General features: G+C 71.4%; 10 protein-coding genes. 3 read left to right on the top strand and 7 right to left on the bottom strand.

Annotated elements, in window-relative coordinates; translation table 11 throughout:
• The first annotated feature begins 1 nt into the window (after nt 1).
• The 3 genes from QSK25_RS02610 (at nt 2) to QSK25_RS02600 (ending at nt 2,693) form a co-directional block, all read left to right on the top strand.
• Entirely contained in the window at nt 2-1,225 is a 1,224-nt protein-coding gene (locus tag QSK25_RS02610; RefSeq protein ID WP_502881801.1) for an ABC transporter permease, read from the top strand.
• Nucleotides 1,226-1,294: 69 nt separating this feature from the next.
• Entirely contained in the window at nt 1,295-2,125 is an 831-nt protein-coding gene (locus QSK25_RS02605) for an alpha/beta fold hydrolase (RefSeq protein WP_285631957.1), read from the top strand.
• A complete protein-coding gene (locus QSK25_RS02600; protein WP_285631955.1) occupies nt 2,112-2,693 on the top strand; it encodes a TetR/AcrR family transcriptional regulator in 582 nt (193 codons plus the stop codon). Before QSK25_RS02605 ends, QSK25_RS02600 begins: the two co-directional genes overlap by 14 nt.
• A gap of 425 nt (nt 2,694-3,118) precedes the next feature.
• Here QSK25_RS02600 and QSK25_RS02595 read toward each other — a convergent pair whose 3' ends face one another.
• The 7 genes from QSK25_RS02595 to QSK25_RS45340 form a co-directional block, all read right to left on the bottom strand.
• Complete coding sequence (locus QSK25_RS02595) at nt 3,119-4,366, bottom strand: NAD(P)/FAD-dependent oxidoreductase (protein WP_285631952.1); 1,248 nt, start codon at nt 4,364-4,366, stop codon at nt 3,119-3,121.
• Nucleotides 4,367-4,395: 29 nt separating this feature from the next.
• On the bottom strand, nt 4,396-5,418 hold the full coding sequence (locus QSK25_RS02590) for a polyprenyl synthetase family protein (protein ID WP_285631949.1): 1,023 nt from the start codon (nt 5,416-5,418) through the stop codon (nt 4,396-4,398).
• Nucleotides 5,415-6,479: a terpene synthase family protein gene (locus QSK25_RS02585; protein ID WP_285631947.1), complete on the bottom strand. Its 1,065-nt coding sequence runs from the start codon at nt 6,477-6,479 to the stop codon at nt 5,415-5,417. Before QSK25_RS02585 ends, QSK25_RS02590 begins: the two co-directional genes overlap by 4 nt.
• 18 nt (nt 6,480-6,497) lie before the next feature.
• Entirely contained in the window at nt 6,498-7,850 is a 1,353-nt protein-coding gene (locus QSK25_RS02580; protein WP_285631944.1) for a cytochrome P450, read from the bottom strand.
• 279 nt (nt 7,851-8,129) lie between these two features.
• Entirely contained in the window at nt 8,130-9,356 is a 1,227-nt protein-coding gene (locus QSK25_RS02575) for a helix-turn-helix transcriptional regulator (protein WP_285631941.1), read from the bottom strand.
• A gap of 200 nt (nt 9,357-9,556) precedes the next feature.
• Nucleotides 9,557-10,873 (bottom strand): helix-turn-helix transcriptional regulator, encoded by a 1,317-nt coding sequence (locus QSK25_RS02570; RefSeq protein WP_285631938.1) that lies wholly within the window; start codon nt 10,871-10,873, stop codon nt 9,557-9,559.
• Between the two features lie 32 nt (nt 10,874-10,905).
• Nucleotides 10,906-11,892 carry a PPOX class F420-dependent oxidoreductase gene (locus QSK25_RS45340; RefSeq protein ID WP_352235702.1) on the bottom strand — a complete coding sequence of 329 codons (987 nt, stop codon included), beginning with the start codon at nt 11,890-11,892 and terminating at the stop codon, nt 10,906-10,908.
• Nucleotides 11,893-11,896 lie beyond the last annotated feature (4 nt).

Raw genomic sequence — 11,896 nt, 5'->3', positions numbered from 1 at the left:
CGTGCACATCGCACCCCGGCCCACCCGCTCCGCCGATCCCCGCGACGTCACACCGGCCAGGCTCAGCGCCGCCGACCTCCTGCGGCTGGGCCTCTCCCCGTTGCGGACCAGGCCGATGCGCGCCGTGCTGTCCGCGCTGGGCATCTCCATCGGCATCGCCACCCTGGTCGTCGTCACCGGCATCCCGGCGTCGAGCCGAGCGGCGCTGATGGAGGAGTTCGCCGCCCTGGGCACCAACCTCCTGCGCGCCGAAGCCGCCCCGGGCACCAACGACGAGGCCGCCTCCCTACCGCCCGAGTCGGTGACGATGGCGTCCCGCATCGGCCCCGCCAGCGACGTGAGCGCTGTAGCCAACACGCACGCCGTCATCCGCCGCTCAGATCAGATCCCGGACTCGGAGACGTCGGGGCTGACGGTTCTGGCCACGAAGCTCAACCTGCTCGAGACCTTGAACGGACGAGTCCGCACCGGCACGTTCTTCAGCGATGCCACCGAGAAGTTCCCGACCGTCGTCCTCGGCGACGTGGCCGCGACCCGCCTCGGCATCACCGCCCCGGACGCGCAGGTGAGGATCAACGACCGCTGGTTCACCGTGATCGGCATCCTCGACCCCCTGCCGCTCGCCCCCGAAGTCGAGCGCGCGGCACTCGTCGGCTGGGACGCCGCAAGGGACATCGGTTTCGACCAACGCCCCACCGTCCTCTACCTGCGGGCGCAGGAATCCGCGATCGACGACGTGCGCGCGGTGCTGCCGCAAAGCGTCTACCCGGAGAAGCCGATGCAGGTGCGGGTGAGCCGCCCGTCCGACGCCCTGACGGCCAAGCGCCTCACCGAGACCACCTTCTCGGCGTTGATGCTCGGACTCGCCGGCGTGGCGTTGCTGGTCGGCGGTATCGGCGTCGCCAACACCATGGTGATCTCCGTGCTGGAACGCAAACGCGAGATCGGCCTGCGGCGTGCGCTGGGAGCTCACCGGGGCCAGATCCGGACGCAGTTCCTGACCGAGTCGGTGGTGCTGTGCGTGCTCGGCGGTGTGGCGGGCGTGCTGCTGGGCCTGGCGGGCACCGCCGGGTACGCCTACTTCCACCGCTGGCCAGCGGCGATCCCGCTGGAGGTGGTGCTGGCCGGGCTGGGCGCGGCCGTGGTGACCGGTGTGGTGGCCGGCGTGTACCCGGCCGTGCGGGCGTCGCGACTGACCCCGACGGAGGCGCTCGCCGCGCCGTGAGACCACGCGGTTGACTCCTTGGCTAATCGTGATAGCTTTTAGCTAATTCAATTAGCCAAGGAGGCGGACATGACCGAGTTCCTCGACGTCGGCGGCGGCACCATCGCCTACGAGGTCACCGGCGCCGGACCGCTGGTCGTGCTCGCGCACGGCATGGGCGACAGCCGTGAGGCCTACCGCTTCCTCGCCCCCGCGCTGGCCGAGGCCGGCCACCGGGTCGTCACCACGGACCTGCGCGGCCACGGCGAGTCCAGCGCCGACTGGCCGTCCTACCGCCGCACCGACCTGGCCGGCGACCTGATCGCCCTGGTCAAGCACCTCGGCGAGCCCGCCGTGCTGATCGGCCACTCCATCTCGGGCGGCGCGGTCACGATCGCCGCGGCCAAGGCACCGGAGCTCGTCACCGCGCTGGTCGAGCTCGCACCGTTCACCCGCAGGCAGCAGGTGAAGCTGTCCGACTTCCGGGTGCCCGGCTACCGCCGCGGCATGACGCGTCTGCTCGGCACCGCCCTGCTCGGCAGCACCGGCCAGTGGGCCAAGTACCTCGACATCGCCTACCCCGGCGTCAAACCGGCGGACTGGGACGCCCGCCTGGCGCAGATCACCGCGAAGCTCGAGGAGCCAGGACGCATGAAGGTCCTCCAGGCGATGGGCAAGACCTCCCCCGCCGACGCCGGCGAGCAGCTGGCGAACGTCACCTGCCCGGTGCTCGTGGTGCAGGGCACGGACGACCCCGACTGGGCCTCACCGCGCGCAGAGGGCGAGGCGATCGTCGCCGACCTGCCGGCGGGCCTGGGCACGCTCACGATGATCGACGGCGCGGGCCACTACCCGCACGTCCAGTACCCCGGGGAGACCCTCGCCGCGATCCTGACGTTCCTGGCCGGTGTCCGTGCCTAGGGCAGGCCTGGACGCGGCCACGATCACGGCGGCCGGCGCCGCGCTGGCCGACGAGATCGGCTTCACCGAACTGACCATGGGCAAGCTGGCCGAACGCCTCGGCGTGCGTTCCCCGTCGCTGTACAAGCACGTCGCCAGCCAGGACGACCTCAACCGCCGCATCGCGGCACTCGCCTACGCGGAGATGGCCGACGCCCTCGGCGCGGCCACCCAGGGCCGCGCGGGCCGCGACGCCCTGGCCGCCGCCGCTCACGCGCTGCGCGACTTCGTGGTCACCCACCCCGGCCGCTACGCCTCCACCGTCGGCCTGACCCCGACCGGCCCCGACGACCCGGTCGCCACCGCCTCCCTGCGCGGCCTCGGGCCGTTCGAGGCAGTCCTGCGGGGGTACGACATCCCGCCGGAGAAGATGACCCACGCGTTGCGGGCGTTGCGCAGCACCTTCCACGGCTTCGCGAACCTCGAGGCCACCAACGGGTTCCAGTGGTCGACCGACGTCGGCGAGAGCTTCGAATGGCTCATCGACCTGATCGACCACGGCCTCCGCCACGCCGCAGGGCGCGAGTGAGGTACACCGCAGACCGCCACGACACGTGGTCGAACGTGCGGAGAACGCCGACAGAAGATCACTTCAACGTGGTCGGCGCGGTCGCGCCCGGAGCGGGGAGGTTGAACCGGCTCGCCTCGAACGCGGTGCCGCCGCTCGATCACCCTCGGGTCGGAAGTCCATCTCGGACACAGCGATCAGCACCCGAGTCGCACCGGCGCTTCGAACGTGGAGACGCAGCACGTCCTGCGGTCTGGGTGTCGATCTCGGCACGACCCGCACCGCCGCGGCGGTGTCGGACGCCTCAGGCACCCGAGCACTGCGCTTCGACCGCGACGTCACGGTGTCCTCGGTCGTCCACGCCGCCGCGAACGGCGAGCTGATCACCGGCGACGAAGTGGAAGCCGGCTGACTCATGTCGGTCGTGTTCGCACGTTGGGCCACCGTCAGTCGCCGGACTTGGCGCGCAGCATGCGGTACACGCGCTTCGCCTGCTCCCGGGAAGGCATGTAGTACAGGAAGAACAGCATGCGGGAGAACCAGGCCGTGCGGCCGCGGTACGCGATCCCCCACGCCTCCAGCACACCGGACCTCTGCCCGAAGCCCGCGGCCACGCCGATGCTCTTGAACCCGAACGGCTTCTGCTGCTTCCCGCGGATCACGCGGGCGATGTTGTCGCCGACCCAGCCGCCTTCGCCGATCGCCCAGCCCGCGTCGACGGGTGCGGGCGCGCCGGACTTCAGCGGCACGACCGCCGCGTCACCCGCCGCCCACACGTCCTGCGCCACCTGGAGGTTGCGGTCGGCGATCCACCGGCCGCGGTCGTCCACGGGCAGGTCGTCCAGGCCTGGCAGCGGCATCACGCGGTTGCCGACGGTCGCGAGGGTCGTGTGCGCCGGGATCCACAGGCCGTCGTCGAGCTTCACGCCGTCGGCCGCCACCTCCACCACCCTCGTGCCGGTCAGGACCTCGACACCGTTGCGGCGCAACGCCTGCCGGACGAGTTCGCGGCCGCCCTCGCGGAGTTCCTGCGCGAGCTCCGCCCTGGAGCTCACCAGCACCACCCTCGGTCCTCCCGCCGAGCCGGTGGGAGCACCGGTGGCCGCGGCCAGCCGCTGGGAGACGGCGATGGAACTCTCGACGCCCGCCAGCCCCCCGCCCGCCACCACGACGGTCAGCGACGTGGACCGGTCGTACGAGGAGCGCGCGGCCTCGGCCACGCACTGGTCGAGGTGGGCCGCCAGGGCACCGGCCTGCCCGAGGTGCCGCAGGCGGAAACCGTGCTCCTGCAGGCCCGGCACGGACGAAACGTCCTCTGTGGACCCGATGCCGACCACCAGGTGGTCGTAGGTGACCGTCACCGTCGCGCCGTCGGCGCACTCCACCTCGACGGTGCGGCGGTCGCGGTCCACGCGGCGCGCCCAGCCCCGCACATGTGCCGCCGCGGGAAGAGCTTCGGCGATCGGGCTGCGCTGTGCTTCCGGAGGCAGCTCGCCGGACAGGACCTCACCCGTCCAGCCGTGGTACGAGTGCGCGTCGACCGGCGCGACGACCGTGATGTGCACCTGGTCTCCCAGGCTCCGCCGCAACGCGCGGTAGGCCCAGACCGAGACGTAGCCGACGCCCAGCAGGACGACGTGCGGGCCGGATCGCGGGCCACGGGGGTGGGAGCCTGCTTCGTCGTTCGTGTTCAACGGTGCCTGCCTTTCGCAGTTTCGGAACGTCACTTGCGCCTGCTCGGCACGGACTGGGCGATCTCGGCGAGTTCGGCCGCCACGTCCTGGGGCAGGCGCAGGCCGGACAGGCAGCGCAGGGCTTCCGCCGTGTGCAGCGCGATGCGGTCGATGGTCCACCGCCTGCCGTGGCACTGTTCGACCAGCAGGGCCATCCGCGGCACGTCGGTCTCGCTGAGCGGGCCGGGGTCCTCGTAGAAGTCCCTGAGCTCCAGCGCGTGCAGGCCACCGCTGTTCAGCGCGGCGACCACCGGCGCCGACTTCTTGCGCCTGCGCAGGTCCGCGAGCACCGGCTTGCCGGTGAGCTGGGCGTCACCCCAGATGCCGAGCAGGTCGTCGGTGAGCTGGAACGCGAGTCCGAGGTTCGTGCCGTACTCCGCGAGGCCCATCACGACCTCGGTGGGCGCACCCGCCAGCACGGCTCCGAGCGAGGCCGAACAGCTGATCAGGGCCGCCGTCTTGCCCGCCGCCATCGCCAGGTACTCCTCCGGCGTGACGTCCAGGCGCTGTTCGAAGGCGAGGTCCCTGGTCTGCCCCAGGACCAGCGCGCGCACCGTCTTGAGCAGCACGCGGGTGGCGCACGCGGCGTGCGGCGAGTCCGCTTCGAGCAGCACCTCGGCCGCCGCCGCGAGCAGGGCGTCGCTCGTGAGAAGTGCTGCGGGAGCACCGAAAACGGTCCACGCGGCGGGCCGGTGGCGACGTTCGGTGTCGCCGTCCATCACGTCGTCCTGCAACAGGCTGAAGTCGTGCACGAACTCGACCGCGACGCCCGCGGCCACGCACATGCCGGTGCTGGCTCCGGCAGCTGCTCCTCCCAGCACGGCGAGGCGGGAGCGCAACGCCTTGCCCAGGCCGCCGACCGCGGGTGCGCCCTCCTCCGTGAGCCAGCCCGCGTGGTAACCGGCGATGGCGGAGACCCCCGGGCACAGGCGGATCACGGTGTCCTGCACCGCGCGAGCCACCTCGGCGTGGATCCCGCGCGGGTCGAGCGCTGGTGTCCGGGCGAGGGTCATGGCTGCTCCCGGTGAGCGGTGGCACCGGGCAGCGGCGCGACCAGACCGGGGTCCGTGGCGAGGTGGACGCCGTCCGCGACCAGGTAACGCGCGCAGCCGTTCGACCAGTCGAGGTTGGCGCGCATCCACGACTTCATGCCCGCGACGAACGACGACAGTGCGTCGAGCTCGGCCCGGTCCAGACCGAGCCAGCCCCGCACCAGGAGGTCGAGGTCCTGTTCCGCCGCGGCGAACTCCTCCATCTGCCGCGCGACGAGGTCGTAGGCGGCGGTCACCGCGCTTTGCGGGTCGAGGCCGCGGGCCTGGGCGAGCACCAGGACCCCGTTGGTGGTCTCACCGTTGCGCAGTTCCTTGGGCAGCGACACGATGTCGTTGACCCAGACGACGACATCGGAGGCGCGGTCGAACATCGTGCGCAGCTGCTCGGACTCGTGCAGCAGCGCCGGCACCTCCTGACCGGTCGCCGCCTCCAGCAGGTCGAGCGACGGGGTGATCCCGCCGGAGGCCCGCCGGAGCTGGGTGTAGCTCACCAGGCTCGGCGTGTGGCGGTGGCCGCGGTTGAGGGCCTCGTACTTGAACGCGGCCACGAACTGCACCATGTGCTGCGTGAACCTCATGCGCCACAACGGGCTGCGGTCGCGTGCCAGCTCCGACCACACCCGTGCCAGCGCGCCGTCGAGTCGCGTTCTCACGGTCGTGGCCTCGGTGCCGTCCGGTGTCAGCACGTGCAGCAGCCGGGTGACGGCGTCCGCGTGCCCGCCGACGGGTCGGTCGTAGCAGTCGTCGATGACGAACGCCCAGGTGAACCATCCCGCGATCGCGCGCACACGATCCGGTTCGATGCGCGGGTAGGCGCGGGCGACGAGCTCGCCGAGGTGCGTGCGGGCCAGCTTGCGGCGGGCCTGCTCGCCGTCCAGCAGGTCGAACTCGTCGGCCCAGTCGAGAATGCTCTGCTCGATGACGTCGCGGAGCGGGGAGATCTCGGGCCGGAGGTCCAGCAGGGGGTGCCCCGGCGGCGGGGACAGGACCAGCTCGGTGGTCCGGTGGGACAACAAGGTCATGACACGACTCCTGCCGGTTCAGCGGCGTTCGAGCACGAGCGGCAGGTCACCGGGGGTGAGCTCCGCCTTCACGAACGGCTTCATCTCGTGGCCGGGAACGGCGGTGAGGCGCCACTTCGCGGCGATGGACGCGACGGCGATGGTCATCTCGTGGTTGGCCAGCACGTCACCGATGCACTTGCGGCTGCCACCGCTGAACGAGATCACGGCGTTGCGCGGCAGCTGCTTCAGCCGCTCGACCTCCCACCGGTCCGGCACGAACTCGTCCGGGTTCTCGAACACCGCCGGATCGCGGTGCAGCGCGTACGGGCTGAACAGGATGCTCGAACCAGCCGGGATCGGATGCCCCGCCAGCGTCGTGTCGGCGACCGCACGCCGGGTGATGAACCACACCGGCGGGTACATCCGCAGCGCCTCGTTGATGATCCTGTTGGTGTACGGCAGGTTCTGGTAGTCCTCGAACGTCGCGGTGCGGCCGTCCAGCACCCGGTCGACCTCCTCGTGCAGCCGCGCCTCGACCTCCGGGTGCCCGCTGAGCAACCAGAACGTCCACGCCAGCCCCGAGGCGGGCGTCTCGACACCGGCGGCGAGCACCGTCATCAGCTCGTCGCGGATCTGCTCGTCGGTCAGCCCCGCGCCGTCGGAGTCCCTGCCGGACAACAGGATCGACAGGATGTCGTCGCGCTCGCGGTCGTCCGCGCGGTAAGCGGCCACCATGTCCGCGATGACGTCGTCCAGGCGCTGCAACGCGGCACGGAAGTCCCTGTTCGCCTTGAGCGGCAACTCGTGGAGCAGCGGCAGCGGCAGGAACATCCGCCGGTACACGCCGTGCCAGACGATCGGGAACGACCGCTGCACCTCCGCGATGGCCGCGCCGCTGACCCGTTCGTCGGAGAACATGGCCTGCGCGGTGACCCGCGTGGTGAGCCTGCTCATCTCCTCCAGCACGTTCACCCGCGTACCCGGCTCCCAGGTGCCGGCCAGTTCGCCGACGTGGGACGCCATGACCGCCGTGTACCCGGCGATCCGCGACTTCTGGAACGCGGGCTGCACGAACGAGCGTTGTCGCTTGTGGACGGTTGAGCTGCAGGTGCCGATGCCGTCACCCAGGATGACGCGCATCTTGTCGATGAACTCCCCGCCCTTGTCGAACGTGCGCGGGTTCTGCAACACCTCCTGCACGACGTCGTGCGTCACCGCCATGTAGGCGATCTCCCGGCCCAGCCGCACCGTGACGAGGTCGCCCTGGTGCCGCAGCGCCGGCAGGAAGTTCAGCGGATCCGTGAAGATCTGCAGGGCGTTGCCGACCAGCGGCAGCCCGCCCGGCGCCGCACCCAGCCGGTACTCGGAACTCTCTTGCACCACCGTCATGGCAACTCCGATCGCAGGACGGACACGAACAGCTCGTTCGAACGGGAACTCGCGGCCCACGAGGATGAACAAGGGGCGGCACAAGGCCCATCCGGGGTATCTGGTGGTGAATGAACACGGTCGACGGCCGCTGTGGGGTACCTGCGATCGAGCTGTGCGCTTTCTTCCGGGTTCTCTTCCCCGGCGACCCGTCCCGGCACGACCCGGTCCGTCGCACGACGAGGCGCCGTGCGTTCAGGAGTCCGAATTGGACGAACGCACGGCACCGACGGGCGGGCGTCAGGTCGCGATGCGCACGGCGGCGAGGTCACGCCGCCCCGACAGGCCGAGCTTGCGGTAGCACGACGAGAGGTGGAACTCGACGCCGCGCACGGTCAGGCACAGCTTCGCCGCGATCTGCTTGTTGGTGCAGCCCGACTGGGCCAGGGACAGCACGCGGGTCTCCTGGTCGCTCAGCCTGACCTCGGCCGCGCGGGACAGGGTCGCGAGCAGTCGCTGCGCCTCGTGCACCTGGTGGTGGTGCCCCATCAGGGCGGCGACCTCCGCGGCGCGTTCCAGCCGTGGACGGGCCGCGGCCGAGCCCTCGGCCGCCAGCCTGCCGCCCAGCTCCAGCAACGCCTCGGGGAGCAGGAAGTGCGTGCCTCCCAGCTCCATCAGGCTGATCGAGTCCTCCAGCTCCGCGTTGTCCCCGGTCACGAGGCTCCTGGTGTGCAACGCGGTCCCCACGGCGTGCGGGGAACCCCAGCGGCGGGCCGCCGCGAGCTCCTCGGTGGCGAGTTCGGCGGCCAGGGCGCGGTTTCCCAGCCGCAGTGCGGCTTTCACCGCGGGTGGCCGCCACGTGACGAGGGCCGGGTTGTGCACGCCCGCCTCGGTGAGGCCGCGGCCCGCCTCCTGGAAGTCCTCGAGGCCGCGGGCGAATCGGCCGGCTCCGGTGTGCACGGCCCCGCGGGCCATCAGCAGCAGCGGGCGGTAGGTCGTGCGGCGGGCCAGCAAACGCTCGATGTCGTTCGTTTCCAGCAGGTGACGGGCGGCGGTGTGCTGTCTCGCCGCCACCAGGACGTGGGTGAGCCAGGCCAGCGCCAGGCAGCGGAGGTCCAGCGCGGTCGCGCGGTCGTGGACGACCCGGGTCAGCACGGCACGGGCCCGGTCCTGTTGTCCCAGCAAGAAGTCACAGCGGGCGCGGAGCAGTTCGACCACGGTCTCACCCCCTGCGCGCGCCGCCAGCTGCGAGGAGCGTTCGAGCTCGTGCAGGCGGGCGTCCAGCGCGTGGGGCGCCGCCGCGGCGAGCAGCGTCACCAGGCTCGTCCAGGTGCACGAGACGTGGGCCGCGCAGCCGGGGTCGTCCAACGCGGACTCCGCGTGGTGGATGGCGGCCGGTCGATCCGCTCCCGCGCGGACCAGGGCCAGCGCGGTGACGGCGTGACACGTCGCGTGGGACTCCCCCGACGCGAACCGCATGGCGGGAAACGCGGGCAGGGCAGGGTTCAACGCGATGACTGTGTCCACGGCGGAATCGCTTTCGGTGCGTGTTCACGCGACTGCGGAACGTTTTCTTGACCGATTGCGAAGTTAGCGGCGGGCCGTGCCGCCCCGGAAGCCCAGGAGCGGTTATGCGGAGCATAAGAAGATTCGATGCGACCTGCTCAAGGGGCGTTGAGCAGCGCGAACACCTAACGAGACGAAGGTGGTTCAGCAGTTCGCGCGAATCAAGACAGAGCCCCCAGGGCAAAAGCGAGATCCGGCCGTCCTGAGATGCCGAGTTTTTGGTAGACGCCGGACAGGTGGTGTTCGACCGTGCGCGTGGTGAGACAGAGCTGAGCGGCGATTTCCCGGTTGGAGAGACCGGAACGGGCCAGGCGGGCCGTCGTGATCTCCTGACTGCTCAACCGCCCACCGGCGGTGGTGCGCGCGGAGACGACGGCCTCGGTCGCCCGCGCGACCCGGTCGGCCCAGGTCACGTTGCCCGCACTGCGGGCCGCCTGCATCGCGGTGTCCAAAAGGGACTCGGCGTCGCGGAAGGACTGCCGTTCCCGCAGCAGCACCGCCAGGTCGTAACACATCCTCGTGCGCCCGCCCTGGGCGCGGCCGGCGGCGACCAGCTCGATCGCGTGCTGCAACCGCTGCATGCTGCGCTCGTCGGTGCGCGCGATGGCGAGCGCGTGCAGTGCCGTCGCGCGGCCCCACGGCGAGTTCCAGCGCTGCGCCGCCGCGTACTGCTCCTCCGCCAGCGCCACCGCGAGATCGGGCTGCCTCAACGCGGACGCGCACAGCGCCGCCCGCGCCTGCCACATCACCACCGAGGGGTTGCGCACTCCCAGCGAGGCGAGCACGCGACCGGCGTCGAGCAGGTCCTGCAGGGCGGGGCGGAACCGGCCGGCCGCGAGCCCCGCCGCGCCCCGCGCCGCCAGCAGGTGCGCCCGGTGCTCGGCGCCCCTCATCGCGCCGCGCAACCCGCGGGACTCCAGCAACGCCACCGCGCGGTCGGGATGGCCGAGTTCGGCCATCACCTCGACCAGCCAGGCGACGGCGAGCGAGGAACCCGTGCGCTCGACGACACCGGACAGCACCCCGTGCGCGTTGGTGAGGTCACCGGACAGCGCGAGCACACGGGCCAGCAGCAGCGGAACGACGGTCCGGTGCCGCGGAGATCGCGCGAGCACACGGCATTCGTCTTCGACCCGGTCCAGTTCCTCCGCGTGCAGGAGCACCAGCATGGAGTGCCAGAAGGTGTCCGGGTCGATCTCCCCCGCCAGCGCGAACGCCTCGTCCGCGTGCCGCACGGCGGCGGCGCGGTCGTGCCCGGCGTTCGCCAGGACCACGGCCCGTGCCGCCGCGCAACGCGCGAGGCCGACCACGTGAGACGGTGCAGGAGCGGGCGTGGACGCCGGAGGTCTGGGGCACTCGACGAGTTCCAGTGCCCGCGCACCGGACGCGCCGTCGAGCTCACCGAGCAGTGCCTCGTCGGCTTCCGCCCACCGTCCGGAGTGGACGAGCGAGGCGCGGCCGTTCACATCCGTGGACACGCACTCCATGAGAGCGTTTCCACCATCACTCGTCAAGCAACGGTGCGGGCGTTCACCGTCAACTCGTGCGCCTCCGTGTCCGCCTCCTCGATGCCGAAGCTCACGATGCGTGACGGGTGGAACCGGATGATCGGACCCTCCAGGCCGATCGCGGAACCGATCACCGAGTCCGTCGGCTCCTCGATCACCTCGGCACGTCCGCGCAGGTCGAGACAGCGCACCCGCCAAGGTTCGTAGGAGGCGATGTCGTCGACCACGAACGCGGCCCTGCCGTTGTCGGCGATGTTGCGGTACTTGCGGCTTCGTGCCATTCCGTAACCGCCGATGTCGATCGTGTCGGTGGCGGGGTTGTGACGGAAGTCCACGGGATTCGCCTGAAGGGTTCCATCCGGGTGAACGGTCGCGAGCCTACCGAGACGCTGACCGTCCAGGTAGTCCAGTTCCGCCTCGGTGAAGACGGACGGCCGCGGCTCGGGCGCGGTCACCGTCGCGTGCACGAGGAATCCACCGTTGACCCGGCCGGCCGGACCCGGCGGTGGCAGCCGGGAGAACGCCTCGGCGAGCACACCGCTCGCGACGAACTCGGCGTGCGAGCCGCCGTCGAGCCAGCCCGAGCAGTTCAGCAGTCCGGTGCCGTCGTCCTTGATGTTCGTGTGAGCGCCGACGATCCCGGCGGGAACACCGGCGCCGCCCTCCACCTCCTGCACGGCGTCGATCCACCGCCGCGCGCTCTCGTGGTCCGGCGCGTCGAACGTGTTGAGCGCGAAGTACGGCGCCTCTCCCAGCACCGGGGTCCCGCGGTGGCGCCGGTAGCGGACCCAGTCGGCCGGCGCGGGGACGTCACGGGACGACTGGCCGTAGAGCACCACCGCGCCGCTGATCACGTCGACGAGCACGGCCACGCTGTCGACGCCGGCGGGCCACCGGCCGGAGCGCACCTGGTCGAGGACGGCGGCGGCGTCCGTGCTCCCGGTGGGCTTGAGGAACACGGAGTCGGCGTGGTCGAGGAGGGAGGTCATGGTC

The sequence above is a fragment of the Lentzea sp. NBRC 102530 genome (genome assembly GCF_030269365.1).
Lineage (GTDB): Bacteria > Actinomycetota > Actinomycetes > Mycobacteriales > Pseudonocardiaceae > Lentzea.
Note: the sequence above shows the minus strand (reverse complement) of the source record. Positions and strands in the feature narration are given on the sequence as shown.

Excerpts from the sequence above, each read along its gene's own strand:
- QSK25_RS45340 (WP_352235702.1), bottom strand. The coding sequence starts at position 11,892 with ATGACCTCCCTCCTCGACCACGCCGACTCCGTGTTCCTCAAGCCCACC.
- QSK25_RS02580 (WP_285631944.1), bottom strand. The coding sequence starts at position 7,850 with ATGACGGTGGTGCAAGAGAGTTCCGAGTACCGGCTGGGTGCGGCGCCG.
- QSK25_RS02590 (WP_285631949.1), bottom strand. The coding sequence starts at position 5,418 with ATGACCCTCGCCCGGACACCAGCGCTCGACCCGCGCGGGATCCACGCC.
- QSK25_RS02585 (WP_285631947.1), bottom strand. The coding sequence starts at position 6,479 with ATGACCTTGTTGTCCCACCGGACCACCGAGCTGGTCCTGTCCCCGCCG.
- QSK25_RS02605 (WP_285631957.1), top strand. The coding sequence starts at position 1,295 with ATGACCGAGTTCCTCGACGTCGGCGGCGGCACCATCGCCTACGAGGTC.